Source organism: Chlamydia pneumoniae TW-183, from assembly GCF_000007205.1.
In the GTDB taxonomy this organism is placed as follows: domain Bacteria; phylum Chlamydiota; class Chlamydiia; order Chlamydiales; family Chlamydiaceae; genus Chlamydia; species Chlamydia pneumoniae.
Genome location: NC_005043.1, coordinates 427,508 through 452,117, shown reverse-complemented (window position 1 = coordinate 452,117; position 24,610 = coordinate 427,508). Strand labels below are relative to the sequence as shown.

Sequence of the window (24,610 nt, the reverse complement as noted above, 5' to 3'; positions counted from 1 at the left end):
AGCCTGCATCATTGCTGGCTGATAATACTAGATCTAATCTTGATTCGTCTGTTGTTTTTTTTGTATCTTTTGTATTGCTTTACTGAGGAAATCAGAGGTTGCAGAGGAAGAAGACTGCTTATTATTTTCTTGAAGTAGATGATTGATATCAGTGTCGGGAGGAAACTCTGTCAGTAGCGTAATTTTTTCTGGTGTTTCTGCAATCACAAGAGTTTTATTCACAACTCGAATGAGGTAAATAGAAGTTTTCGGCGTTAGGGAACGTCGTTCTAGGATTTTGATTTGAGACGAGCCTCCAAAACCGTGACTTCTTGATCTCACAAACTTTTTAAACGCCCAAACTCCAAAGCCAAAAATTGTTAAAAGTAGAATCAAAGATCCTAGCATTTTAAACATTTCTAATTTCATGCTTCCTGGGAACATTTCATGTACAGAAATGGGCTCTTGGATCGTTTCTGCAAGAGCAAGCTCATCAGAAAGCTTAAAAACTAAAGAAAAAAGATTAAAAAACATGTGTAAGACCCGCGATCATCTCTATAAAATTATAGTGGTAGCCCGATTTGTATCCAACTACATACAAGTAATAATGAAGTATAGTTTTAGTCGATGCTATATAAATTATAGTACAATGATTTCCAAGTACAGATTAAACCGTAATCATGTATATTCCTGCAAGTACCGTCTAGAGAGCTCCCCTAGATGATTTGGGTAATTCACAGACTCCTTTATACCCTTCTAGGGTGTGCTCGTTCCACAGAGCCCAAGCTCTTGTCTTTCATAGACAAAACGACAGCAGTCTGTCGGTGGATGCAAAGAATTTTTTCAAGTTGCCTGAGAAATTCCTTGGCAGCGCTTAATAAAACTATGGTGATGCTATGGAAAAGTTACTAGTGACTGATATTGACGGTACAATTACCCATCAATCTCATCATTTAGATAAAAAGGTGTATGAGCGGCTCTATGCGCTGCACCAAGCTGGTTGGAAGTTGTTTTTCTTGACGGGAAGGTATTATAAATATGCTGCACGCTTGTTTTCTGATTTTGATGCTCCATATTTATTAGGATGCCAAAACGGCGCTTCTGTATGGTCTTCAACATCATCAAATCTTCTCTATTCTAAAAGTTTACCCTCAGATTTATTATGTATTTTACAAGATTGTATGGAGGGGGCAACGGCTCTTTTTTCCGTGGAATCAGGAGCTCCTTACGGGGATCACTACTATCGCTTTTCACCGACTCCTATAGCTCAAGATTTACACGAATATGTAGATCCTAGGTACTTTCCTAATGCTAAGGAAAGAGAGATCCTATTTGAAACGCGCTCTTTAAAAGACGACTATGCTTTTCCTAGTTTTGCTGCAGCAAAAGTCTTTGGACTGCGAGATGAGGTCATCAGAATTCAAAAGGAGCTGGAACGCCAAGAAGCACTGACTTCAGTCGCGACGATGACGTTAATGCGCTGGCCCTTTGACTTTCGCTATGCCATCTTGTTTTTAACAGATAAAAGCGTCTCTAAAGGCAAAGCCTTAGATCGTGTTGTCAATATACTTTATGATGGAAAGAAACCCTTTGTCATGGCTTCAGGAGATGATGCTAATGATCTCGATCTTATTGAGAGAGGAGATTTTAAAATTGTGATGAGTTCCGCACCTGAAGAGATGCACGTTCATGCGGACTTTCTAGCTCCCCCAGCAGATAAGAATGGCATTCTTTCAGCTTGGGAAGCTGGTGTCCGCTATTATGACGACCTTATGAGTCTTTAGGGAACATCTCAGGACCAATTCCCATCACATTGGCTCCGTGATCTACGTATAAGGTCTCACCAGTAATTGCTGAAGCTAGAGGTGATGCTAAGAAAGCTGCAACGGCACCCACCTGCTCGGCATTCATAGCCTCGGGAATAGGCGCCCACTCTTGGTAATAGTCTACCATTCTTTCAATAAAACCAATTGCTTTTCCAGCTCGGCTTGCTAAAGGTCCTGCAGAGATGGTATTGACACGTATGCCCCAACGGCGTCCCGCTTCCCAAGCAAGAGTTTTGGTGTCACTTTCCAAAGCTGCTTTTGCCGAACTCATGCCCCCTCCGTATCCAGGAACAGCGCGCATAGAAGCCAAATAGGTGAGCGATATTGTCGATCCACCACGGTTCATGATACTTCCAAAGTGAGAGAGAAGGCTAACAAAAGAATAACTAGAGGCACTGAGAGCCGCTAAGTAACCTTTTCTTGATGTTTCTAATAGAGACTTAGAAATTTCAGGACTATTTGCCAGCGAGTGGACAAGAATGTCAATATGACCAAAATCTTTTTTTACCTGTTCTGCGACTTCTGATATCGTGAATCCCGTAATGCCCTTGTAACGTTTATTTTCAGCAATATCTTCAGGAACATCTTCAGGGCTATCAAAACTTGCGTCCATGGGATAGATCTTAGCAATCTCTAAGAGAGTGCCATTCGATAATTTTCTAGATTCATTGAATTTTCCTAATTCCCAAGACTGAGAGAAAATTTTGTAAATCGGTACCCATGTTCCTACAATAATCGTAGCTCCTGCTTCTGCAAGAAGTTTAGCAATACCCCAGCCATATCCTTGGTCATCACCAATGCCCGCAACAAATGCTACCTTTCCTGTTAGATCAATCTTTAGCATGAATCCGCCTTATACTTTTGAAGCTTATTGGAAGGAGAGTAACAAATCTTTCGATTATTAAGAAAACCTTTTGGTGCCTCAACAGGGGAGATCCTGCCTCCAATGTAAATAGAAACGTAAATTCTTTAAATTTTTTTCTTTACATATTTTATAGAATATCCAAACTTCTCACTCCCGCGTACTGCTAAAAAAATTTTCAAAAGAATTTACGATCCGAACTTATCGTAGTTTGGGTTTCACTGATTACTTAGGAGGTTGTTTGACGAATCCTTTAGGGAAATTCCCCTCACCACAGAATCCACAGGTTGTTACGATAGCGCCTTCTTCCACAACACCACAAGCAGTCTCATCTGCAGTTCAAGGTTTTCTTCAAACCGGAGGAGCTGCCTCCTCTACAGCGACAACTACTACCGCATCCGGAGCCTCTGCATTAGGACTTTCACCTGATCAAGTGCAAGCGTTGCTTACTAATTTATTAAATGTGGGACAACCATCAGTGGGACAACCATCAACTTCAGCAGGAACTTCGGGAGCCTCCTCTTCCAGTGCAAGTATGCAGCAACAGCTTTTGCAACTTATCTTAGACAAGACAACAGGAAGTGGCGGATCGTCCGTGAGTTCAGAGCAATTACAGCAACTCCTTAGCTTGGTGAGCCAGATGACTACGTCTCAAGGAGGAAGTGGTGGAACTCAGGCAGGACAGGCCGCTTCGGTACTGTTGAATTTGTTATCGGCAACAGGATCTGCAGCAGCAAATCCTTTAGGGACAGCTGCATCGTTGGCACAGATCATTTATGCAGCAGTAACAAGTCCTGGAGCAAAGAAAACTAGCGAATTTTGTTATAATTATTGTGGAGAGACCTGCCAAGGCAACTGCGGTTGTCCTACCTGTGGCTGTCCAGACGGACAGTGCGGTTGTGGAGGATTTGGCCGTTTTTTCTGTGGTGTATGGAAAAATTGTTGCGGGATAGGAGAGGGATCCCAAGAACCCGCAATCCCTTTATAAGAACTCGAGGCTTTAGAACAGAAATATGGCAAGGCTGTTCTTTTAATTGCGTTAAGTGAGCTTGGCATTGATACCATGAGCTTATTATCAGGACATCGACTCGAGGGATTTCCTCCAATCGCGGAGGTCATGGCTGCATGTGACCGGTGTTCTATGGACTTTTGTGAGATCTTGAAGTCTCAAAGCATGGATCTGTGGGCGGATGCGGCGAGTTGTGTGGATGGTTTATTACAGGATCCTTTTTGGAGTACAGCAATTGCCTCAGGGATTGCTAAGTCTTCTCTTCAGGAAACGGAATTCGAGTGTGAAAGCAAAGTGATGGTTCTTTCTTCATGGGGAGAGCAAGGAGCACAGGTTTGTAGCCCTTTTAACCTAGAGAGGATATGTATGTCTTTCCCATCACTTAAGGTCTTCTCCCTTAAAAAGAACGGGTGCGAGAACATGGGAATCCAGTTGTCTGCATCCTGCATGAATCTATTAATGTCTATTTTCTTTGTAGCTACCAATGGAGGAAGCACTCCGATTTGGATCACCAAAGAAAATCTGATGGCGTTAGTTGCTTTGGTTTTATCTCACTATCAATGTTATTTTGTCCCAGCCACAGGAGATCCCCAACGTGGCAACATTTTAGGTAATCCAGAAGTCAATGCTATTTTGGCTCGGGGGATGGGCATGCGTGTCGATCTGGAAAGGAAGCGAGGGGGAGAATCTTCCTCGTCACGCTATTTAGAATTAGCTGCACGATGTTTTGAGAATTCTCTTACGAAAACAAGTTTGTTAAGCGATGCTAACAATGTTCAAGAAAGAGATAAGTGCCTACTACAGATGTCAACTTCATTGATGCATACGGCGGGACTAAATTTACAACGCCCCCCTGTACCCACACCTTCTGGAGTCACGGCACATCCGCAACCTCAACCAGATCCTGTGGTTACGTCTCAACCTTCTTTATTAGGTGCTAGAGAGCGTTCCCCTGTGTCTTCTAGAGGGCGTTTTCCTGTAGTTTTACCTTTAAGTGTGATTTCTCCTAGGTCGCACCCCGGAAGGGTAGAAAGGCGGGATTTAGAAGATGAAGAAGAGGAGGTTATGTTTTGAAGCAGTGTAAACGACTCCAATTACAGTTTTATGAATCTCTAATTGTAAAGTTCTAGGGGTTTTTCTTGAAGTAAGTGCCGAGCACATTCTCTAGGATCTTCGGTTGATGACGCACAAATTTTTAGGGGAAGATTTGTGAATGGGGAGATAAATTCTAGGGAGTGAGCATGGAGGAGAGGGCGGAAGATCTGGGGAGGCTGTTCTTTAGGTCCGTAGTCGACATCTCCGACAATAGGATGACCCAGCAATCCCATTTGTAAGCGGATTTGATGGGTTCTCCCTGTGATGGGCCTGCGGCTCCAAAAATCACAGCTCCACACCTCCGGTATACGGGGGCCGTATAAGATTTTACGGTTCCAAATTTTTTTTTAGGATGACCAAAAACGAAAGCTATGTATTGTTTATGGATTTTTCTTTGCTTGAACAATTTCATGAGCTCAGTAGCCGCTTGTTTAGACTTTCCCATGAGAAGACACCCAGAGGTGCCTTTGTCTAACCTATGCACAGTAAAAAACCGTGTCATGTGTGCCATTTGTTCAGTAGTAAGATGGGGAGGTTTTTCGTAGATAATGCTATAGTCATCCTCCCAGAGGATGCTAGGTTGTTGTTTTGTTGAGGGGATCAGAGATAGGGAAACACGGTCGCCAGGTTGTACCTTGTAGGATTCAAATCTTTCTATGAACCCGTTCACTCGACATCGATGTTGGCGAATAGACGCCAAGATTTCTTGCTTGCTATGATTAGGCAGTTGAGATCTAAGAAAAGAAGATAATCTTGAGACTTGTGTGGCAAGCCAGGAAAAATTTTCCATAAAATATTGTAAAGCAGCCCTTTTATCATTTGATAATTGCATAAAATTTTAAGAGATTTTGTATGACAAAGATAGCTTTTTCTGAAAAGGCAAAGAATTTTCCTGTAGAGGCATTAAAAAAATGGTTTGAAAAAAATAAACGATCTCTTCCTTGGAGAGATAACCCGACTCCCTATAGTGTGTGGGTTTCCGAAGTTATGCTACAGCAAACGCGAGCTGAAGTTGTTATAGATTATTTTAATCAGTGGATGGAGAGATTTCCTACCATAGAGTCTTTAGCTGCAGCAAAAGAAGAAGATGTCATTAAGTTATGGGAGGGATTGGGTTATTATTCTCGAGCGCGCCATCTTTTAGAGGGAGCTCGCATGGTTATGGAGGAGTTTCATGGAAAGATCCCTGATGATGCCATTTCCTTAGCTCAAATTCGTGGAGTTGGTCCTTATACGGTTCATGCTATTCTAGCCTTTGCTTTTAAGAGGCGTGCTGCTGCTGTGGATGGCAATGTCTTGCGTGTTCTTAGCCGGATATTTTTGATAGAAACTTCTATAGACTTAGAATCAACTCGTACTTGGGTTTCTAGGATTGCTCAAGCGCTTCTTCCTCATAAGAGTCCCGAGGTTATAGCTGAGGCTCTGATAGAGTTGGGAGCTTGTATCTGTAAAAAAGTTCCTCAATGTCATCGTTGTCCTGTCCGTCAAGCATGTGGAGCTTGGAGGGAGAACAAACAGTTCGTATTGCCGGTACGTCATGCCAGAAAAAAGGTCATCTTTTTGCATCGTTTGGTAGCGATTGTATTGTACGATGGCTCTTTGGTTGTCGAGAAGAGACGTCCTAAAGAAATGATGGCAGGCTTATATGAATTTCCTTATATTGAAGTTGAACCAGAGGAAGGTCTTCAAGATATAGAAGGATTTACTAAGAAGATGGAGCTTTCTTTAGAAAGCCCTTTGGAATTCTTAGGTAACCTTAAAGAACAGCGGCATGCGTTTACTAATCATAAGGTTCATTTGTGTCCTATAATTTTTAAAGCCACTTCTCTGCCTCAGTTCGGGGAATTGCATCTTTTGAGTGATATAGATCACTTAGCTTTTTCTTCAGGACACAAAAAGATTAAAGATGCTTTGCTAATCTACCTCGGGGATGTCAGGTCTAGAGAATCAATAGGAGTATAGATGCGAGATCACGCTTTTTCTAAATTGATAGGGACTGTCCGTGCCATGGTAGTTGAAGGACGTTGTCCTTGGTCACTTCAGCAATCCCTAGTCTCTATGGTAGAGCATATTCTTGGAGAGTGTCAGGAATTTCACGAGGCCGTCTTACAAGGTAAGACGGTACAAGAGGTTGGTTCCGAAGCCGGGGATGTCTTAACTTTAGTTCTAATTTTATGTTTTCTGTTAGAACGAGAGGGCGTACTTGCTTCCGAAGACGTTGCCAATGAGGCTATGGAAAAATTGCGTCGCCGTGCTCCTTATATATTCGCTGAAGATTACAAGCCGGTCTCGATTGAAGAGGCCGATCGCCTTTGGGAGCTTGCTAAGCACCGAGAGAAAAATGAATCTACATAGTTGAAGTTTTGGTCTATTTTTAAGCATATGGTGCTTTTGAAAAAACAGAATATATGCTATCAAAGAAGGGTAAGTTGGGGGCCTTTTAAGAGAAGGAACCTGCGAATCGGGTCAGGACTGGAAGGTAGCAGCCCTAAGGAGAGTTTTCTTTTGCTAAAAGAATGTTCTCCAACTTACTCTTTTTACTTTATTCCCAAAAATAGCAATGAGGTGAGGTTAAACAACCCGTGCAGTGCAATGGGAGAAAGAATGTGCCGATCTTTTTCATATAGAAACCCTGCAGATAAGGAAAAAACAAAGAGCACGGGGACAAAGACCCAACTTCCTAAAGAGTGTTCAATGTGAATGAAAGAGAAAATAATAGAAGAGCATAGTACCGCAGCTATGCGCGTCATTTTGTTTTTCAAGAATGTCTGTAGAATTCCTCTAAAAAATACCTCTTCTCCAAATGGAGTGAGGACGCCTAAATTTAGAATCATGCTAATGTAGTGTCCTGTTATAGGCAGAGAGTTCTGAACTTCTTGAGTGACTTCTTGTGTGTGAATCTCTTGCATAGGAAGAACCAAAGTTAAAAATTTACTCATCATAATCCCAATCAGTTGTGTTACTGGGATGATGATGATCCACATTCTGATGGCAGATCCTAGAGCACGCCATGAAGTTTTAACCGGTCTTTCTCCAGAGAAAAGTATAGCACGTGTGATATCCTTGGGGAGAAAAAGCAGGTAGAACAGAAATGCAAAGGCAAGGCTAATTCCTGTCATGGTGGAAAGTAATTCCGCAGTTTGTGAGCTCACGCTAAGAGCTACAAGGGAAGAAAAAACAAGAAGAGCACCACCAAATAAAACTTGGCGGAGCTTTAAAGGTGTTTTCCCAGAGGGTGCTGGCCAGATAAAGAAGTTTTTGGAAGCTAGAGCAGCGACGCCAAGGGACAAGAGAAGAATAAACTTGGACATTTCCTTAGACTACGAGTAGTTAGCACAAACATAGCCCTCAACTCTGGCAACAACTTCGCGGAAAAGACGGCTATGCATTAAGCCCATGGGCGTTGAATCAAAATGTTTTGAGTTCCAGCCATAGCGATGATAATCATTGACTAGGGTAGTTAAAGGCTGGCTGCATTCGATAATCTCTTGATAAATGAGAGCTATTTTATGATGACGGATATCAAAAACGCGAACACGTACAGACGCTGTTACAGAATCGACACCTGCTTCTTTCCCTGTCTTTTGTTCTAACAGTTCTGTAGCAACAATGAATTCTGCAGGAAGAAATTGCTCAATAATTGTTTCGGGTAGACGATTCGCAATCGGAGCATAGAACTGAGAGACTGTCTGAGGTGAAGCATTGTGCTTGATCAGGAAGACCTTTTCCGAAGCATAAAACCTTTTGCTGATCTCTTCAGTAAATTCTCCTTGGAGGTTCCAAGGTAAAGGTTCAAGACTCTTTCCTGGGCGATGAAATACAGGAAGCATCGCAATCACACCTTTAGTTTTGCTCCCTGAAGTGTATAGCTTAGGATGATAACTTCCTGAAGAGCCTAAGTGAGTGCAGCTGGATAGGGTTGGGGATAGAAGTCCTAAAGATGCCAATAATACCAACATTTTTCGCATAGTCACTGTCCTTAAATTGCTTATTTTGCAAAAGATTCTAGCCCTGGGAAAGTTTTTACTTTTAAGATCAATACTTTCGCAATTGAGAGATTTTCCATTTAAAACTCTCATTAGCTTATATCAAAGAAAAAAATAAAAACAAGCAAAGAGACCGTCTCAGTTTTAGTTTAGAAACTCAAGGTTGAGAAAGGGATTCTGACCAAAGTTGTGAGGGAACTTTGGTAACTTTTTCTTTAGGAATCAATGTGCACCCTGGGAGGAATACAACTGGAGCTGAGATCACAGAAAAAATAAACCACTTCATGACTACCTCTGCAAAAAGAATACTACTATTTTCTATTTGCATAGGCAGTTCTTCGATTTATAGCAATTTTTACTTTATCATCATAAAAACTATGATGAAAAGGTTCTTAGTGAACTTCTAAGGAACACCATGAGTTTGTGATTAAAACTCATGGTGCGTAGTTGAACCCTTATTGAGGAGGGACGCAACCACTAAGAGCTAACAATACTAAACAAGATAATAGTAAAGAGAATGCTTTTTTCATTATTCATCCTTAGGTTAATTGACCCTTCCAGCCTAGCTCTAGGGCGATTATTTATCAAATTTTTCTTTGTAATTAATGATCATGCGACCATTAATTTAGCGATAAATTATGATTTCGTCAGGAAAATTCAATTCTTTATAATAATGATATGAAATTAGAGAATGTCTATAGGGGCGGACTCTATTTGTGATCCAGGATCTCTTTAGGAGCACTTTGTGGATTTTGATTATTTTGGTCTGAGTGATATTGGTAGGGTGCGCGCTAGAAATGAAGATTTTTGGCAGGTAAACCTCATGTCTCAAGTGGTTGCTATTGCTGACGGTGTTGGGGGGCGTCTTGGTGGAGACATTGCTTCTCAAGAGGCAGTGACTAGCCTTATGGAGCTGATTGATGAGCAACAGTCAAAATTGATGGGGTATGAGGATGACCAGTATAAGGAGACTTTAAAAAAGATCCTTTTAGAGGTCAATGGTGTGGTCTATGAACACGGCCAAATGGAAGAGCATCTCCAGGGTATGGGAACCACTCTTAGCTTCATCCAATTCCGGAAGGATAGGGCATGGCTATTTCATGTGGGAGATAGTCGAATTTATCGTATTCGTGAGGGAGAACTGCGCCGCCTTACCGAAGACCATTCTTTAGAAAATCAATTAAAAAATCGTTATGGGCTTCCTAAACAATCAGATAAGGTGTATTCTTATCGCCATATTCTGACTAATGTTTTGGGAAGTCGTCCCTATGTCATGCCTGACATTCGGAATCTTCCTTGTGAAAAGGAAGATTTGTACTGCCTCTGTTCGGATGGATTGACAAACATGGTTCCAGATATCGATATTCGTGATATCTTGAACCAGCCCGCCACCCTAGAAGAACGGGGGAATGCATTAATTTCTCTAGCCAATACTCGTGGAGGCGATGACAACGCTACTGTCGTATTAGTCCGAATACAATAGTTCCTTTGCTAAGGATAGTATTCCATGATCTATTTGGATAACAATGCGATGACACCCCCAGAGAGGGGACTTTTGGAATTTCTCCAAAAAACCTTCCTTATAGAAGGGACGTACGCGAATCCTTCGAGCGTCCATCAATTAGGTAAAAAATCTCGTCAACTGGTTCTAGAAGCTTCACACTGGATGCAAAAGGTCCTTTCGTTTCAGGGCCGTGTCCTCTATACCTCAGGGGCTACTGAGAGTTTAAATTTAGCAATAGCAAGCCTCCCTAAAGACAGTCATGTTATCACCTCAGGTAGCGAACACCCCGCCATCTTAGAGCCTTTAAAACATTCCTCGCTTTCCGTTTCTTATTTAAATCCCGAAGAAGGGAGATGTGTTCTTACTATAGAGCAGATTGAAAGAGCTGTGACTCCTAAAACTTCAGCAATCATCTTAGGTTGGGTCAATAGTGAGACTGGTGCCAAAGCTGATATAGCTGCTATAGCCCACTTCGCGCAAGAACGACAATTGCAATTTATTGTGGATGCGACTGCAAATGTAGGTAAGGAGAGGATAGTTCTTCCCTCTGGTGTCACTATGGCAGCATTCAGTGGACATAAATTTCATGCACTCTCTGGAATCGGAGCTCTTCTGGTCTCTCCAGGAGTCAAACTACATCCTCAGCTGTGGGGAGGAGGTCAGCAAGGAGGGCTGCGCGCAGGCACAGAAAATCTTTGGGGAATCGCCTCTCTGCTTTATATTTTCAAATACCTAGATCTTCATCAAGAGCGTATCTCTCAGGAAATTCTTACCCATAGAAATGGTTTTGAAAAGGCAATCAAAGCACGCATTCCTGATGTCCATATTCATTGTGCGGATCAACCACGGGCAAACAACGTCTCAGCAATTGCTTTCCCTCCGTTGGAAGGTGAGGTATTGCAAATCGCCTTAGATATAGAAGGAGTGGCTTGTGGTTATGGATCCGCATGCTCTTCAGGTGCTACCGCACCCTTTAAATCTCTTGTCAGCATGGGTGTTGATGAAGAGTTGACCCTGGCAACACTCAGGTTTTCTTTTAGCCATCTTCTCTTGCAAGAAGATGTTGAAAGAGCCGTTGGAATTATAGAAAAAGTCGTAGAACGTTTGAAAAATTCCTAAGTCTTAAAAGAGAACATGTTTCTAAGCTGAAAGAACACTCCTGACTCTTATTGCAGAATCTATGAGAGTAAGTTTTTAATCGATACGGTTTTTATCCCAGATAAAGACATCTCTTTAACTTCTAAAAGCAAGTTGTTGATAATTACAGAAGTTCCTACTTCTGCAGGACTGTCTAGCAGTTGCAATACCAATTGGGCTAGGGTTTCTACAGGATATTGCGGAAATTGAATATCGAGTTCTTTTTGCAGATCTTTTATGCGAGAGTTGCCAGGAAACGTTCTTTCAATAACAGAGATGGTCTTGGGTTTTAAATGAGCAATGTTTGTAGTGTTGAATAAGATTTTGAAAATTGCATTTAAACTAAGAATACCTATAGGTTCACCAGAAGCATTGAGGACAACAGCAACACTCGAACGGTTGTCTCGAAACTCTTTGAGGATACGAATAAGTTTTGATTTTGCAGTGATAAACCAAGGCGAGTGTAGATTATTGATTAGGGGTTCATCAAGAGCTTTATTGACAAAGTCTTTAGGATGGGCAATCCCAATAACGTTTTTTCGGGCCTTGTGATAGACAGGAATAAAGTTGATATCTGTATTTTTTATAGTCCGGCAAAAATCTTTAACATTTGCAGAAGAAGGAAGCATGGTAACCTGTTCTAAAGGTTGGCATACCTGATCTGCACAAGTCGCACTTAAAGAGAAAATATTTGTAGCAATTGTATTGAAATCTTGTTCTTCATGGTGAGTCTCTAAAGCTTTTTGGAACTCGTCTCTACTTAATGTAGAGTTCAATTTTTCTTTCCTAATATTTAGAAGATAGTAAAGACCCTCAGTGAGACTTCCTATGAGCTGAATCAGAGGATAGAAAATATAGTGGGAATAATAGAGAATCGGTGCTCCCCAAAGTGCTAATTTTTCAGGAATCTTCCGTGATATTGTTAGAGGTAGAAGTTCTGCAAAAATCACAACTATAAAAATTTGAGTGAAAGGAGCGTAATCTGGAGTGATTCCTAAAGCTCGATAGCAATTTCTTGAGGACTCAGACCCGACTTGTAGAGCGATATTCACTCCTAACATCACCGTTCCAAATAAACGATAGGGGCGGCGAATCAGGAAATTAATGTAGCGAGCTTTCTTATGATCTTTAGTCAGATAGTATTGCAATCGTACACGGTTAAATGACACGCAGGCCATTTCCATCATCGAATAGAATCCTTGTAAGACAATACAGATAATGTTGACTCCTATCCAAAAGAGAGCAGAATTAGTCATACAATTTCCTTATATACACACGGCGAATGCGATTCGGAGCAGCGTCTAATACCTGGAAAAGCAAGTTATTCCAAGAGAGTTTCATTCCTGTTGTCGGAATCGTTCCGATTTGCTCTATTAACCAGCCTCCTATAGTCGCAATATTATTGTTCGTCGGTAGGTTGATATCGAAGATCTCACTAAACTCACGGAGTTCTAAAGTTCCTGAGGCAATAATAACATCAGCTCCTGAGGTGGTATAGAGTATTTTATTATCTCTCTGGTCTACAATTTCTCCAGCAACAATTTCAAAGAGGTCTTCTTGAGTGATCAATCCTTCAATAGATCCGTATTCATCAATGATCATCCCTAGGGTTTCGTCTTCAGCTGCCATCTGACATAAAGCCATTTTTGCAGAGATGGTTTCTGGCATATAATACGGTTTTTTCAGCAAGGGGAGGAGATCATCCGAAGATTGCAGTGGCTTGTCATGTAAAAGAAGAGAGCGCGCTGTGCAAATGCCCAGAAGGTTTTGGAGGTTATCGTTACATATAGGAACTCGTGAGCAATGCTGTTTAGAAAATAAAAGATAGAGGTTCTCTAAAGGGGTTTGGATATCATAAAATAAAATATCCTGGCGTGGCTGCATACGCTCTTTAACACTACAATCACTAAGAGAAAGATAACCATAGAGTAAACGGCTTTCTTCTTGATTGACTACGCCGAAATCCTTACAACTTTGCAATACTTCCTTCAGCTCTTGGGGTTGGATGATATCAATCTGTTGCTTCGATAAAATCCATTGGACCACATAATTAATTCCTACGATACCCCAGTGGAGTAGGGGTTTGAAGATTTTAGTAACACAAAGAATAAGAGGGGCTACGGAACTAGCAATCTGTGTATTAAAAGGAAGAGCTACTGCTTTAGGGAGAATCTCACCTAAGATCAAAGTAATTGCTAAAGGAAGACCTACAGTAAACCACCACGAAGCTGCATCTCCAAATAGAATGGCAAAACAGTTTTGAATAGCAATATTCAGTCCGATATCACAAAAAATTAAGGTGATGAGCAGGTGGTGGGGATGTAGAAGAAGGGTAGCTACTCGCTGCTGTTTCTTAGATTTAGAGCGCTTATAGTGCGAGATCAAACTCGTAGGCAAAGAAAACAAAGCAATTTGAGATAACGAAATGAATCCCGAGCATAAAGTAAAACAGATAATGAAGAACATTAACATGGTAGGAATCATGGTCTCTTTTCAGTCCTTATTTTCTGATTGTTGCTTTGGGGAGACACAGAGTTTCTTATAGCCTTTAGGAATGAGACCCAGACGCTGGATTAAAGCAGCTTCTATAGCAGCGGAGTCTTGCCAGTGTTGCAGATGTAATTGGAGTTGACGCTGCTTTTCTTGAGCAGAAAGAATGTCTTGGCATAAAGAAGAGACCTTGCTTTGTAAGCGTAGCTCTTCTGTACGTAACTCCTGGATAGCACGATCATAAACAAAGCCTCCAATTAAGATGCTAAAGATCACCCACCAGGATTTGATCATCACTTCTTCTAGTAATCTAAAACCCCAGTTTTTTTTTCTTACTGAAACTTTAGACACAAGGTACGGTGATGCCTTGTTGCTTTTGATACTTTCCTTTTCTGTCTGCATAAGAAACCTCGCAGGTCGTACTAGACTCAAAGAATAAGACCTGGGCAATCCCTTCATTAGCGTAAATTTTCGCTGGCAATGGCGTAGTGTTAGAAATTTCTATAGTCACATGCCCTTCCCATTCAGGCTCAAAAGGTGTGACATTTACGATAATTCCACAGCGTGCATATGTAGACTTTCCTATACACATTGTTAAGACATTTCTAGGAATTCGGAAATACTCAACGCTACGAGCTAGAGCAAAAGAATTTGGAGGAACAATACAGACGTCATCAGTAATAGAGATGAAGATATCCTCAGTAAAGCATTTTGGATCAACAACAGAGTTATAGACATTGGTGAACACTTTGAATTCTCGAGATAGGCGGAGGTCGTAACCATAACTCGATAGGCCGTAACTTATAAGTTTTTCGCCTGTCTCCTCATTTACGTTCACTTGGCCATTAACAAAGGGATGGATCATATCGGCATTTAGGGCCATCTCTCGTATCCACTTATCTTCTTTTATGCTCATTTAGAAACCTTAACAGTTTGAAATTGCTTTCTTAATGATATTCTGTTTTTCAATTTACTGGTTTTTGGGGGGAACTTTTCTAAGTATAAGATAGACTTTGATTATCTCTTGAAAAGACCAGTTGTATAAACAAGAAAAGCCTATCCCAAAGGCTACAATTTTATCACGAAACCTAGAGGTAATGTTAGATAATCCTAAGGGAAAAAGGCAAACCTTATTTTTAGGGAGAACTTCAGGTAGGTCTGCTCTTTACTCTTATAGTAGAAGAATCTTGGTTCTCTTGAATGCATTCATGCGAGGACCTTGATAAGAACTTCTTGGATTCATAAAAAGATTAACATCTCCTTATTGATAAGCTAGAGAATTTTTACTACCAACTTCTCAGTGGAAAATGTTTTTAAAAATAGTTCGCCATCTTTAATTTATCTGTTTTAAGACAAAAGAAATCTAGATCACCACAGGAAGTTTAAATCATAAAATGAAAATGATGGAGAGGTTCTAGTGCTCGTACTTTGGCCCTGCTCTCCTTGATAGAAAGAAGAGGTCCATAGTGTACTTCTATATAGTATCTCGTGTACTATGCCGAGTATAACCGATCGGCGTTATCGATGAGAGTTTCAAAAAAATATAAAATCCACCTAAAGAAAAAGCGATAGAGAAGGTTCGTACATGACGCATCAAGTAGCTGTCTTGCATCAGGATAAAAAATTTGATGTTTCGTTAAGACCTAAAGGGTTAGAAGAATTTTATGGACAGCATCATTTAAAAGAACGCCTAGATCTATTTCTTTGCGCAGCATTGCAACGAGGAGAAGTTCCAGGACATTGCTTGTTTTTTGGACCCCCAGGCTTAGGGAAAACCTCACTTGCTCACATCGTTGCCTACACCGTGGGGAAAGGGCTGGTCTTGGCATCGGGGCCTCAGTTAATCAAACCCTCGGACCTGTTAGGACTTTTAACTAGTTTGCAAGAAGGGGACGTGTTTTTCATCGATGAGATCCATCGTATGGGGAAAGTTGCTGAGGAATACCTGTATTCTGCAATGGAAGATTTCAAAGTCGATATTACTATAGATTCAGGACCCGGAGCTCGCTCGGTCCGTGTCGATCTTGCTCCTTTCACTTTAGTGGGAGCAACGACTCGATCAGGAATGCTAAGCGAACCTTTAAGAGCACGCTTTGCTTTTAGTGCGAGACTTTCCTATTACTCGGATCAAGATCTAAAAGAGATTTTAGTCCGCTCCTCACATTTACTCGGAATCGAAGCTGACAGCTCCGCATTACTAGAAATTGCTAAGAGATCCCGAGGGACGCCACGACTGGCAAATCATCTTCTACGTTGGGTCAGAGATTTTGCTCAGATCCGAGAAGGAAACTGTATCAATGGGGACGTAGCAGAAAAAGCTTTGGCTATGCTATTAATAGATGATTGGGGATTGAATGAAATTGATATCAAACTTCTCACTACAATCATCGACTACTACCAAGGTGGTCCCGTTGGAATTAAAACCTTATCGGTAGCTGTGGGAGAAGATATCAAAACTCTTGAAGATGTTTATGAACCGTTTTTAATTTTAAAAGGTTTTATCAAAAAGACTCCCAGAGGCAGAATGGTAACACAACTTGCTTACGACCATTTAAAAAGACATGCAAAGAACTTATTGAGTTTAGGAGAAGGACAGTGAAACTATTGAAAAACGTACTTTTAGGTCTTTTCTTCAGTATGAGTATCTCAGGATTCTCAGAAGTAAAGGTATCCGATACTTTTGTGAAGCAGGATACTGTCGTTGAACCTAAAATTCGTGTCCTTTTATCTAATGAAAGCACCACAGCTCTCATAGAAGCCAAAGGTCCTTATCGCATTTATGGAGATAATGTCTTATTAGACACAGCGATTCAAGGCCAGCGTTGCGTGGTCCACGCTCTATACGAAGGGATCCGTTGGGGAGAATTTTATCCCGGACTCCAGTGTTTAAAGATCGAGCCTGTAGATGACACTGCTTCTCTTTTTTTTAACGGGATTCAGTATCAAGGTTCCCTATACGTTCATCGTAAAGACAACCATTGCATCATGGTTTCTAACGAAGTTACAATCGAAGATTATCTGAAATCTGTACTTTCTATAAAGTACCTTGAAGAGCTAGATAAAGAAGCTCTATCTGCTTGCATCATTCTAGAAAGAACCGCTCTATACGAAAAGCTCCTTGCAAGAAATCCTCAAAACTTTTGGCATGTTAAAGCTGAAGAAGAAGGGTATGCAGGATTTGGTGTGACCAAGCAGTTCTATGGTGTAGAAGAGGCTATAGACTGGACAGCTCGTTTAGTTGTGGATAGCCCTCAAGGATTAATTATAGATGCACAAGGGCTCTTGCAGTCCAACGTAGATCGTCTTGCTATAGAAGGATTCAATGCACGTCAGATTCTTGAGAAGTTCTACAAGGATGTGGATTTTGTAGTTATAGAATCCTGGAATGAAGAACTGGACGGAGAGATCAGGTAACCTCTTTCGCATGGCTGATCGCAATTAGCGTGGTATGGGGCTGTAGCGACACTGTCGGCGTTGCTACATTTTGAGGGACAAACCCTTGCTGACTCTCGGCAACTATTTGATAAGGAAGAAAGTTGCTGGAGGCTTTAGGTAAGGTCGCAAGTTGGTCTTGAGCTCCCACGTGAAAAGCAACATATACATGCGCTTTTGGCGATTTTATTTTAAATGCTAAGAAATTTCCAGGGCGCCATGTCATGGGATTTCCCATAGCATCTACCCAACTGATTTCCTTATTGGAAAGAAAGCCTCGATTAAAAAGTGTTTTATATTTTTTTCGAAACGCAATGAGATCACAGAGAAAGTGCATCAGTGTAGGCTTTGCGGTAAGCTGATCCCAAAGGAAGTAATTCGCATTCGAATCCAAAGCCCAACGGTTGTTATTGCCTTCCGCGGTATGGGCATACTCATCTCCTGATTGAATCATCGGAATGCCTTGCGAGACCATCAAAGTAAGGAAAAAATTTCGTAACTGTCTTTCACGAACTTCAAGAATGCCAGGGTCTTCTGTTTTCCCTTCCGTTCCGAAATTGTAGCTGTAGTTCGCATCTGTGCCGTCACGATTATCCTCTCCGTTAGCCTCATTATGTTTGTGGTTATAAGTCACAGTGTCACATAACGTAAAACCATCATGGCAACTGACATAGTTAATCGAATTTGTAGGCGAGCCGTGAGGATAGATGTCTTGAGATCCTGAAATTCTAGAAGCAAAGGTTCCTATGAGATTTTGATCCCCATTAAGAAATGCTTTCACGTTATCACGATACGGACCGTTCCATTCACTCCATCTTGGAGACAGTGTGGGGAAATAGCCCACCTGATACAAACCGCCAGCATCCCAAGGCTCAGCTATAATCTTTGTGCTCGCAAGTAAAGGATCAAAAGAAATCGCCTCTAAAACAGGAGCGAATTGTAGGGGAGATCCCGAAGGACCACGAGAAAAGACAGAAGCAAGATCAAATCGGAACCCATCGACATGCATTTCTTCTACCCAATAACGTAAGATGTCGAGAATCCATTGGGTCGTGGGGGCGCGGTTTGTATTGAGAGTGTTTCCACAGCCTGAATAATTTGTAAAGTGACCTTGTGCATCTAAAATATAATAGCTCGGAGTGTCTATCCAAGGCAAAGAGCAGGTCGTCCCTTGCAAGCCCGTATGATTAAAAACAACATCAAGAATGACCTCAATACCTTCTTGATGCAAGGTCTTTACTAAAGTTTTAAACTCTCTACTTGGAGCGCAAGGATCAGAGGCATAAGCATAACGTCGGCAAGGAGAAAAGAAATTTAGGGGAGCATAACCCCAATAATTGCACAGATAAGGGAATTTCGAATTTCTAAAAGGATGCGCAGTCTCATCGAACTCAAAGATAGGTAAGAGTTCAACAGCGTTGATTCCCAGCTTATGCAGATGGTCGATCTTTTCAATGATTCCTAGGAAGGTTCCCGGAGCATGAACCCTAGATGAAGAAGATTGCGTGAAGGAACGTACATGCATCTCATAGATGATCATCTCTTCTTTCGGCAAATGCAGAGGCTGATCACCATCCCAAGGAAATGGTTCTTCCTTTAAATAACAAAATGCATAATCCCCCTGTTTCTTTCGCGAACCAAAACTCTGTGGGGAATGAATATTCTTCGCATAGGGATCTGCAAGATATTCTTTAAAAGAGTATTGCATTCCATGCTTTTTAGGCCCATGAACACGAAATGCATAAGACGATTGATCAGAAATACCCTCGATCTCTATATGCCAAATCGCACCCGTGCGGTGTGTATCGGGGTAAAGAGGGACTTCTATGACTTCTGAATTTTCGTCTGTTAAAGCAAGGATGACTTCGGTAGCTTGTGAAGCATATAAAGCAAATCGATAGCGGTTTGGGGAAATTTTAGAAGCCCCAAGAGGTAAAGGAACTGAGGGATAAGAAGAAACTTTTTCCATCGTCGATCAGATATCATAACGGCGCCAGAAATACAAGGGAGTTTTTGATTTTAAGCCTCTGAAATCGTTTACTAACAAATCACTCTTATGGTAACTTGAAACAACAACAATCTATTACAAGGAGATTCCCTCATGTCCAGGCAAAATGCTGAGGAAAATCTAAAAAATTTTGCTAAAGAATTAAAACTGCCGGATGTAGCTTTTGATCAGAATAACACGTGCATTTTATTTGTTGATGGTGAGTTCTCTCTTCACCTTACTTATGAAGAACATTCTGATCGTCTTTATGTCTACGCTCCTCTGTTAGATGGACTCCCTGATAATACTCAGAGGAAATTGGCCTTATATGAGAAATTATTAGAAGGATCTATGCTTGGCGGTCAGATGGCTGGAGGTGGAGTAGGTGTTGCTACTAAGGAACAGCTCATTCTCATGCACTGCGTTTTGGATATGAAATATGCTGAAACGAATTTACTAAAAGCATTTGCTCAATTGTTTATTGAAACTGTTGTTAAGTGGCGTACCGTGTGTGCTGATATTTGTGCTGGTAGAGAACCTTCTGTAGATACAATGCCACAAATGCCTCAAGGCGGTGGTGGAATGCAACCTCCTCCTACAGGTATTCGTGCTTAATTAAGCATATAAGTACTACATCTTTTTTCTAATTTAAAAGATTGATAAAGCTCTTCTTAGAGAAGAAATGACTTTATTGACTTCTCGTTTTTGTCCTGAATCTGTTTTGAGAAGTTCTTAAGATGTATTAATTAAAGAAGTATTAAAAATAGAAATCTAAAGGCTATCTTATGATGTTTGGGCATTTTGCTGGTTACCTTGGAGCAGATCCTGAAGAGCGAATGACTTCCAAAGGAAAACGTGTGATCACTCTGAGACTGGGAGTGAAGACTCGAGTTGGAATGAAAGATGAAACTGTTTGGTGCAAATGCAATATTTGGCACAATCGCTATGATAAGATGCTTCCTTACTTGAAGAAAGGCTCAGGAGTCATTGTTGCTGGCGATATCTCTGTAGAGAGTTACATGAGCAAAGATGGTTCACCGCAATCTTCTTTAGTGATTAGTGTAGATTCTTTGAAATTCAGTCCTTTCGGTCGCAATGAAGGCAGCCGTTCTCCATCTTTAGAAGACAATCATCAGCAAGTGGGATATGAATCTGTATCCGTAGGGTTTGAAGGTGAAGCACTGGACGCAGAAGCTATTAAAGATAAAGATATGTATGCTGGTTATGGTCAAGAACAGCAGTATGTCTGTGAAGATGTTCCTTTTTAATTCCTAGTCATTAAAGGAGAGTTTGTGGTTTTATTTCATGCTCAAGCCTCTGGGCGTAATCGTGTTAAGGCAGATGCTATAGTCCTGCCCTTTTGGCATTTTAAGGATGCAAAAAATGCAGCTTCTTTTGAAGCCGAGTTTGAACCCTCGTATCTCCCCGCTTTAGAAAACTTTCAAGGAAAAACCGGGGAGATTGAACTCCTTTATAGTAGTCCTAAAGCTAAGGAAAAACGCATTGTCCTCTTAGGCTTAGGGAAAAATGAAGAGCTCACCTCTGATGTTGTTTTCCAAACCTATGCGACACTAACTCGTGTCTTACGTAAAGCAAAGTGTTCCACAGTCAATATCATCTTACCTACAATTTCTGAATTGCGGCTTTCTGCCGAAGAATTCTTAGTGGGGTTGTCCTCAGGAATTTTGTCATTAAACTATGACTACCCACGTTATAATAAGGTAGATCGTAATCTTGAAACTCCTCTTTCTAAAGTCACGGTTATCGGTATCGTTCCCAAAATGGCGGATGCTATCTTTAGGAAAGAAGCAGCCATTTTCGAAGGCGTATATCTCACTCGAGATCTTGTGAACAGGAATGCTGATGAAATTACCCCTAAGAAATTGGCAGAGGTTGCTCTGAATCTGGGAAAAGAGTTCCCTAGTATTGATACTAAGGTCTTGGGAAAAGATGCCATCGCCAAAGAGAAAATGGGACTCCTATTGGCTGTTTCCAAGGGTTCTTGTGTGGATCCACACTTTATCGTTGTCCGTTATCAAGGACGTCCTAAGTCTAAAGATCACACCGTCTTGATAGGGAAAGGGGTCACTTTTGACTCTGGAGGTTTAGACCTCAAGCCTGGAAAATCCATGCTTACTATGAAAGAAGACATGGCAGGTGGGGCTACAGTCCTCGGGATTCTCTCGGCGTTAGCAGTTTTAGAGCTTCCTATAAATGTCACGGGGATCATTCCTGCTACAGAGAATGCTATCGATGGCGCCTCCTATAAAATGGGAGATGTCTATGTAGGAATGTCGGGGCTTTCTGTTGAGATTTGTAGTACCGATGCTGAGGGACGTCTTATCCTCGCTGATGCGATTACATATGCTTTAAAATATTGTAAACCGACACGTATTATAGATTTTGCAACTCTAACAGGAGCTATGGTAGTCTCTCTAGGAGAAGAGGTTGCAGGTTTCTTTTCCAATAACGATGTTTTAGCTGAAGATCTTTTAGAGGCGTCAGCCGAAACCTCCGAGCCGTTATGGAGACTTCCTCTAGTTAAGAAGTATGATAAAACATTGCATTCTGATATTGCTGATATGAAAAATCTAGGCAGTAACCGTGCAGGGGCTATTACAGCAGCATTATTCTTGCAGAGATTTTTGGAAGAATCTTCGGTAGCTTGGGCACATCTTGATATTGCAGGTACTGCATATCATGAAAAAGAAGAAGACCGTTATCCAAAATATGCTTCAGGTTTTGGTGTTCGTTCTATTCTTTATTACTTAGAAAATAGTCTTTCTAAGTAGTTGCTTTCTATTTATTTATGTTTTAGTAATGACTTTTATTTTAGTTTTTTTAAAATAAAAGTCATTTTTTTTATTAAAGTTTTCAATCGTCCCTGCCGATAGATCAGGTAAGTAATTACCTGTCTAATTAGGGGAATAAAGATGATTGGAGCGCAAAAAAAGCAAAGCGGTAAAAAGACAGCTTCAAGAGCTGTACGGAAGCCTGCTAAAAAAGTTGCGGCTAAACGTACGGTTAAAAAAGCTACTGTTCGCAAAACCGCTGTAAAAAAACCTGCAGTTCGTAAGACGGCTGCTAAAAAGACAGTAGCAAAGAAGACTACAGCTAAGAGAACAGTTCGTAAGACTGTTGCTAAGAAGCCTGCAGTTAAGAAAGTTGCTGCTAAACGTGTAGTAAAAAAGACAGTAGCAAAGAAGACTACAGCTAAGAGAGCGGTTCGCAAGACTGTTGCTAAGAAGCCTGTAGCTAGAAAAACTACAGTGGCTAAAGGTTCTCCTAAGAAAGCTGCAGCCTGTGCTTTAGCATGCCACAAAAACCATAAGCATACATCTAGTTGTAAACGTGTCTGTTCTTCAACAGCTACGAGAAAGCATGGCTCTAAAAGCCGTGTTCGTACAGCTCATGGCTGGCGTCACCAACTGATCAAAATGATGTCTCGATAATTTGTGATTTTCGCATTATTGCTCATGTTAACGGGAAAGGGAAACATTGGGTTTCCTTCCCGTTTTTCTTTTTAAGGTTAAAAAGCTTTATAGAGCGAGATCTTCAGGCTTCATGCTGTACAGTTGGTAGGAAAATACGTATAGTAGGTTCAGGATACTACTTTTTTGACTCTACCTATGCAAAAATCCTTAACGAGTTTTGATGACTTTTCCCAGGCGTATGCAGAGAAAGTGCCCGCTATAGCTCTTATAGGGAGTGCTTTGGAAGACGATAAAGATGCGCTGATTGAATTATTAGTCTCTGAGAGCTTCAAAGAGCTCGGTGGTCAGGGACTCATGCCAGCAACCCTCATGTCTTGGACCGAGACGTTTGCACTCTTTCAAGAGCATGAAACTTTGGGGATTATTCATGCAGAGAAATTCCCTCTAGCAACTAAGGAATTTCTAAGCCGCTATGCTCGGAATCCTCAACCTCACCTTACGATTTTGATCTTCACCACAAAACAAGAATGCTTTCGAGAACTGTCAAAAGCCTTGCCATCGGCTCTTTCTTTGAGTTTATTTGGTGAGTGGCCCGCAGATCGTCAGAAAAGGATCATACGCCTCCTGTTGCAAAGAGCTGAGCGTGTGGGGATTTCTTGCTCTCAATCATTGGCATCTTTGTTTTTGCGTGCACTTGCTTCAACCTCTCTTCCTGATATTCTCAGTGAATTCGATAAGCTACTGTGCTCTGTTGGCAAGAAAACGTCCTTGGATCACTCTGATATTAAAGAGCTCGTTGTCAAAAAAGAAAAGGCTTCCCTATGGAAATTTCGAGACTCTCTATTGAAGAGGGATCCGGTAGAAGGTCACCAGCAGTTGCATTTTCTACTCGAGGATGGTGAAGATCCCTTGGGGATTATTACTTTCCTTCGTACCCAATGTCTCTATGGTTTACGTAGTATTGAAGAGGGATCGAAAGAAAATAAACACCGAATGTTCGTCCTTTATGGAAAGGAGAGACTACACCAAGCCTTAAATTCTTTATTTTATGCAGAAACCTTAATTAAAAATAATGTCCAAGATCCTATAGTAGCTGTGGAAACTTTAGTGATTAGAATGGTTAACCTGTGACTTTATATCTTCTTCCCAATACTCTCGGTACCCGTGCTGTAGAGACTCTCCCCTCCGTTATAGGAGAATTAGTTCATAGACTAGATGGGCTGATTGTAGAAAGTGATCGTGGGGGTAGGGCATTTCTAAGTTTATGGAAAATTCCCGAAGTTCATAAATTTCCTCTTGCTATTCTTAGTAAACATGCGCGCCTCCCTAAGGCTTGGGATTTTTATCTAGAGCCTATCGTAAAACACGGGGAGAATTGGGGACTGATCTCTGATGCGGGTCTTCCCTGTATTGCAGATCCTGGAGCGAGTTTAGTGCGTCGTGCACGTGCTTTGGGGATTCCTGTGCAGGCTTTTTCAGGTCCCTGTTCGATAACGTTAGCGCTCATGCTTTCAGGCTTGCCTTCCCAGAGCTTTACGTTTTTGGGATACCTCCCGCAAAGTCCTAAGGAACGTGTAAAGTCGATAAAAAAGGCAGCGACCTCCAAAGAGGTATCTACTTCAGTATGTATAGAAACTCCTTATCGTAACGTCTATACTTTTGAGTCTCTTCTAGATACTTTACCTTCCTATGCGGAGCTTTGTGTTGCCTCTGACCTTTCGGGCCCGAGTGAACTTGTTCTCACACGCCAAGTGCAATCATGGAGAACTACTGAGGACTTAGGTTCTGTGAAGCAAAGTATAACCAAAGTCCCAACAATATTTCTTTTCCACATCCCGAATTAATTTTTTCTTAGCTTGTTTTATCCCC

At 41.3% G+C, this 24,610-nt stretch carries 26 protein-coding genes and 1 other RNA gene; 16 read left to right on the top strand and 11 right to left on the bottom strand.

Annotation, left to right across the window (positions count from 1 at the left end):
• Window positions 1–33 precede the first annotated feature (33 nt).
• The gene (gene fliO, locus CPB_RS02080) at window positions 34–513 is read right to left on the bottom strand and encodes a flagellar biosynthetic protein FliO (protein WP_010883051.1); all 480 of its coding nucleotides are present in this window, start codon (window positions 511–513) and stop codon (window positions 34–36) included.
• A gap of 362 nt (window positions 514–875) precedes the next feature.
• Between fliO and CPB_RS02075 the strand changes: the two genes are divergently transcribed.
• Window positions 876–1,763 carry an HAD-IIB family hydrolase gene (locus CPB_RS02075; RefSeq protein ID WP_010883050.1) on the top strand — a complete coding sequence of 296 codons (888 nt, stop codon included), beginning with the start codon at window positions 876–878 and terminating at the stop codon, window positions 1,761–1,763.
• On the opposite strand, the gene CPB_RS02070 is transcribed toward CPB_RS02075, so the two are convergent.
• Window positions 1,750–2,649, bottom strand: coding sequence for an enoyl-[acyl-carrier-protein] reductase (locus CPB_RS02070; RefSeq protein ID WP_010883049.1), 900 nt, complete (start codon window positions 2,647–2,649; stop codon window positions 1,750–1,752). The genes CPB_RS02075 and CPB_RS02070 overlap by 14 nt on opposite strands.
• A 259-nt stretch (window positions 2,650–2,908) precedes the next feature.
• Between CPB_RS02070 and CPB_RS02065 the strand changes: the two genes are divergently transcribed.
• Together CPB_RS02065 and CPB_RS02060 are read left to right on the top strand one after the other, a co-directional pair.
• Complete coding sequence (locus CPB_RS02065; protein WP_011126131.1) at window positions 2,909–3,655, top strand: hypothetical protein; 747 nt, start codon at window positions 2,909–2,911, stop codon at window positions 3,653–3,655.
• Window positions 3,656–3,730: 75 nt separating this feature from the next.
• Window positions 3,731–4,750, top strand: coding sequence for a hypothetical protein (locus CPB_RS02060; RefSeq protein ID WP_010883047.1), 1,020 nt, complete (start codon window positions 3,731–3,733; stop codon window positions 4,748–4,750).
• A gap of 154 nt (window positions 4,751–4,904) precedes the next feature.
• Here the strand turns inward: CPB_RS02060 and CPB_RS02055 are convergent, their stop codons facing one another.
• Window positions 4,905–5,603 (bottom strand): RluA family pseudouridine synthase, encoded by a 699-nt coding sequence (locus tag CPB_RS02055; RefSeq protein WP_010883046.1) that lies wholly within the window; start codon window positions 5,601–5,603, stop codon window positions 4,905–4,907.
• Between the two features lie 20 nt (window positions 5,604–5,623).
• Between CPB_RS02055 and mutY the strand changes: the two genes are divergently transcribed.
• The 3 genes from mutY (at window position 5,624) to ffs (ending at window position 7,300) form a co-directional block, all read left to right on the top strand.
• Window positions 5,624–6,733: an A/G-specific adenine glycosylase gene (gene mutY, locus CPB_RS02050; protein WP_010883045.1), complete on the top strand. Its 1,110-nt coding sequence runs from the start codon at window positions 5,624–5,626 to the stop codon at window positions 6,731–6,733.
• The gene (locus CPB_RS02045; RefSeq protein ID WP_010883044.1) at window positions 6,734–7,126 is read left to right on the top strand and encodes a MazG nucleotide pyrophosphohydrolase domain-containing protein; all 393 of its coding nucleotides are present in this window, start codon (window positions 6,734–6,736) and stop codon (window positions 7,124–7,126) included.
• Window positions 7,127–7,200: 74 nt separating this feature from the next.
• Window positions 7,201–7,300: signal recognition particle sRNA small type (ffs, locus tag CPB_RS05590), an RNA gene on the top strand.
• Window positions 7,301–7,308: 8 nt separating this feature from the next.
• On the opposite strand, the gene CPB_RS02040 is transcribed toward ffs, so the two are convergent.
• From CPB_RS02040 to CPB_RS05720, 3 genes are all read right to left on the bottom strand, one after another.
• Complete coding sequence (locus CPB_RS02040; protein ID WP_011126129.1) at window positions 7,309–8,082, bottom strand: CPBP family intramembrane glutamic endopeptidase; 774 nt, start codon at window positions 8,080–8,082, stop codon at window positions 7,309–7,311.
• 9 nt (window positions 8,083–8,091) lie between these two features.
• Window positions 8,092–8,739: a CT253 family lipoprotein gene (locus CPB_RS02035; protein WP_010883042.1), complete on the bottom strand. Its 648-nt coding sequence runs from the start codon at window positions 8,737–8,739 to the stop codon at window positions 8,092–8,094.
• 175 nt (window positions 8,740–8,914) lie between these two features.
• A complete protein-coding gene (locus CPB_RS05720) occupies window positions 8,915–9,085 on the bottom strand; it encodes a hypothetical protein (RefSeq protein ID WP_010883041.1) in 171 nt (56 codons plus the stop codon).
• A gap of 417 nt (window positions 9,086–9,502) precedes the next feature.
• Between CPB_RS05720 and CPB_RS02025 the strand changes: the two genes are divergently transcribed.
• Complete coding sequence (locus CPB_RS02025) at window positions 9,503–10,240, top strand: PP2C family protein-serine/threonine phosphatase (protein ID WP_010892040.1); 738 nt, start codon at window positions 9,503–9,505, stop codon at window positions 10,238–10,240.
• A gap of 24 nt (window positions 10,241–10,264) precedes the next feature.
• Window positions 10,265–11,380 carry a cysteine desulfurase family protein gene (locus CPB_RS02020; protein WP_010883039.1) on the top strand — a complete coding sequence of 372 codons (1,116 nt, stop codon included), beginning with the start codon at window positions 10,265–10,267 and terminating at the stop codon, window positions 11,378–11,380.
• A gap of 59 nt (window positions 11,381–11,439) precedes the next feature.
• Here CPB_RS02020 and CPB_RS02015 read toward each other — a convergent pair whose 3' ends face one another.
• The 4 genes from CPB_RS02015 to dcd are packed head-to-tail and all read right to left on the bottom strand — an operon-like array spanning window position 11,440 to window position 14,804.
• Window positions 11,440–12,654, bottom strand: coding sequence for a CNNM domain-containing protein (locus CPB_RS02015; protein WP_010883038.1), 1,215 nt, complete (start codon window positions 12,652–12,654; stop codon window positions 11,440–11,442).
• Window positions 12,647–13,882, bottom strand: a complete 1,236-nt coding sequence (locus CPB_RS02010; RefSeq protein WP_010883037.1) for a hemolysin family protein — start codon at window positions 13,880–13,882, stop codon at window positions 12,647–12,649. The genes CPB_RS02015 and CPB_RS02010 overlap by 8 nt, the downstream gene beginning before the upstream one ends.
• A 9-nt stretch (window positions 13,883–13,891) precedes the next feature.
• On the bottom strand, window positions 13,892–14,239 hold the full coding sequence (locus CPB_RS02005) for a hypothetical protein (RefSeq protein ID WP_010883036.1): 348 nt from the start codon (window positions 14,237–14,239) through the stop codon (window positions 13,892–13,894).
• Window positions 14,232–14,804 carry a dCTP deaminase gene (dcd, locus tag CPB_RS02000; protein WP_010883035.1) on the bottom strand — a complete coding sequence of 191 codons (573 nt, stop codon included), beginning with the start codon at window positions 14,802–14,804 and terminating at the stop codon, window positions 14,232–14,234. Before dcd ends, CPB_RS02005 begins: the two co-directional genes overlap by 8 nt.
• A 669-nt stretch (window positions 14,805–15,473) precedes the next feature.
• Between dcd and ruvB the strand changes: the two genes are divergently transcribed.
• Both ruvB and CPB_RS01985 read left to right on the top strand, forming a co-directional pair.
• A complete protein-coding gene (ruvB, locus tag CPB_RS01990; protein WP_010883033.1) occupies window positions 15,474–16,487 on the top strand; it encodes a Holliday junction branch migration DNA helicase RuvB in 1,014 nt (337 codons plus the stop codon).
• 38 nt (window positions 16,488–16,525) lie between these two features.
• Entirely contained in the window at window positions 16,526–17,302 is a 777-nt protein-coding gene (locus tag CPB_RS01985; protein WP_226990002.1) for a SpoIID/LytB domain-containing protein, read from the top strand.
• On the opposite strand, the gene CPB_RS01980 is transcribed toward CPB_RS01985, so the two are convergent.
• Entirely contained in the window at window positions 17,295–19,289 is a 1,995-nt protein-coding gene (locus tag CPB_RS01980) for a glycogen debranching protein (protein WP_010883031.1), read from the bottom strand. The genes CPB_RS01985 and CPB_RS01980 overlap by 8 nt on opposite strands.
• 132 nt (window positions 19,290–19,421) lie before the next feature.
• Between CPB_RS01980 and CPB_RS01975 the strand changes: the two genes are divergently transcribed.
• The 6 genes from CPB_RS01975 (at window position 19,422) to CPB_RS01950 (ending at window position 24,585) form a co-directional block, all read left to right on the top strand.
• Window positions 19,422–19,922: a type III secretion chaperone Slc1 gene (locus tag CPB_RS01975; protein ID WP_010883030.1), complete on the top strand. Its 501-nt coding sequence runs from the start codon at window positions 19,422–19,424 to the stop codon at window positions 19,920–19,922.
• A gap of 170 nt (window positions 19,923–20,092) precedes the next feature.
• Window positions 20,093–20,575, top strand: coding sequence for a single-stranded DNA-binding protein (locus CPB_RS01970; protein ID WP_010883029.1), 483 nt, complete (start codon window positions 20,093–20,095; stop codon window positions 20,573–20,575).
• A gap of 24 nt (window positions 20,576–20,599) precedes the next feature.
• Window positions 20,600–22,099 carry a leucyl aminopeptidase gene (locus CPB_RS01965; RefSeq protein ID WP_010883028.1) on the top strand — a complete coding sequence of 500 codons (1,500 nt, stop codon included), beginning with the start codon at window positions 20,600–20,602 and terminating at the stop codon, window positions 22,097–22,099.
• A gap of 141 nt (window positions 22,100–22,240) precedes the next feature.
• Window positions 22,241–22,759: a histone H1-like repetitive region-containing protein gene (locus CPB_RS01960; RefSeq protein WP_010883027.1), complete on the top strand. Its 519-nt coding sequence runs from the start codon at window positions 22,241–22,243 to the stop codon at window positions 22,757–22,759.
• 165 nt (window positions 22,760–22,924) lie between these two features.
• Complete coding sequence (locus CPB_RS01955) at window positions 22,925–23,872, top strand: DNA polymerase III subunit delta (RefSeq protein ID WP_010883026.1); 948 nt, start codon at window positions 22,925–22,927, stop codon at window positions 23,870–23,872.
• Complete coding sequence (locus CPB_RS01950) at window positions 23,869–24,585, top strand: SAM-dependent methyltransferase (RefSeq protein WP_010892042.1); 717 nt, start codon at window positions 23,869–23,871, stop codon at window positions 24,583–24,585. Before CPB_RS01955 ends, CPB_RS01950 begins: the two co-directional genes overlap by 4 nt.
• Window positions 24,586–24,610 lie beyond the last annotated feature (25 nt).

Bases quoted from the DNA above. Each gene is read 5' to 3' on its own strand.
- fliO (WP_010883051.1), bottom strand. From the start codon at position 513: ATGTTTTTTAATCTTTTTTCTTTAGTTTTTAAGCTTTCTGATGAGCTT.
- CPB_RS02075 (WP_010883050.1), top strand. From the start codon at position 876: ATGGAAAAGTTACTAGTGACTGATATTGACGGTACAATTACCCATCAA.
- CPB_RS02070 (WP_010883049.1), bottom strand. From the start codon at position 2,649: ATGCTAAAGATTGATCTAACAGGAAAGGTAGCATTTGTTGCGGGCATT.
- CPB_RS02060 (WP_010883047.1), top strand. From the start codon at position 3,731: ATGAGCTTATTATCAGGACATCGACTCGAGGGATTTCCTCCAATCGCG.
- CPB_RS02055 (WP_010883046.1), bottom strand. From the start codon at position 5,603: ATGCAATTATCAAATGATAAAAGGGCTGCTTTACAATATTTTATGGAA.
- mutY (WP_010883045.1), top strand. From the start codon at position 5,624: ATGACAAAGATAGCTTTTTCTGAAAAGGCAAAGAATTTTCCTGTAGAG.
- CPB_RS02045 (WP_010883044.1), top strand. From the start codon at position 6,734: ATGCGAGATCACGCTTTTTCTAAATTGATAGGGACTGTCCGTGCCATG.
- CPB_RS02040 (WP_011126129.1), bottom strand. From the start codon at position 8,082: ATGTCCAAGTTTATTCTTCTCTTGTCCCTTGGCGTCGCTGCTCTAGCT.
- CPB_RS02035 (WP_010883042.1), bottom strand. From the start codon at position 8,739: ATGCGAAAAATGTTGGTATTATTGGCATCTTTAGGACTTCTATCCCCA.
- CPB_RS05720 (WP_010883041.1), bottom strand. From the start codon at position 9,085: ATGCAAATAGAAAATAGTAGTATTCTTTTTGCAGAGGTAGTCATGAAG.
- CPB_RS02020 (WP_010883039.1), top strand. From the start codon at position 10,265: ATGATCTATTTGGATAACAATGCGATGACACCCCCAGAGAGGGGACTT.
- CPB_RS02015 (WP_010883038.1), bottom strand. From the start codon at position 12,654: ATGACTAATTCTGCTCTCTTTTGGATAGGAGTCAACATTATCTGTATT.
- CPB_RS02010 (WP_010883037.1), bottom strand. From the start codon at position 13,882: ATGATTCCTACCATGTTAATGTTCTTCATTATCTGTTTTACTTTATGC.
- dcd (WP_010883035.1), bottom strand. From the start codon at position 14,804: ATGAGCATAAAAGAAGATAAGTGGATACGAGAGATGGCCCTAAATGCC.
- ruvB (WP_010883033.1), top strand. From the start codon at position 15,474: ATGACGCATCAAGTAGCTGTCTTGCATCAGGATAAAAAATTTGATGTT.
- CPB_RS01985 (WP_226990002.1), top strand. From the start codon at position 16,526: ATGAGTATCTCAGGATTCTCAGAAGTAAAGGTATCCGATACTTTTGTG.
- CPB_RS01980 (WP_010883031.1), bottom strand. From the start codon at position 19,289: ATGGAAAAAGTTTCTTCTTATCCCTCAGTTCCTTTACCTCTTGGGGCT.
- CPB_RS01975 (WP_010883030.1), top strand. From the start codon at position 19,422: ATGTCCAGGCAAAATGCTGAGGAAAATCTAAAAAATTTTGCTAAAGAA.
- CPB_RS01970 (WP_010883029.1), top strand. From the start codon at position 20,093: ATGATGTTTGGGCATTTTGCTGGTTACCTTGGAGCAGATCCTGAAGAG.
- CPB_RS01960 (WP_010883027.1), top strand. From the start codon at position 22,241: ATGATTGGAGCGCAAAAAAAGCAAAGCGGTAAAAAGACAGCTTCAAGA.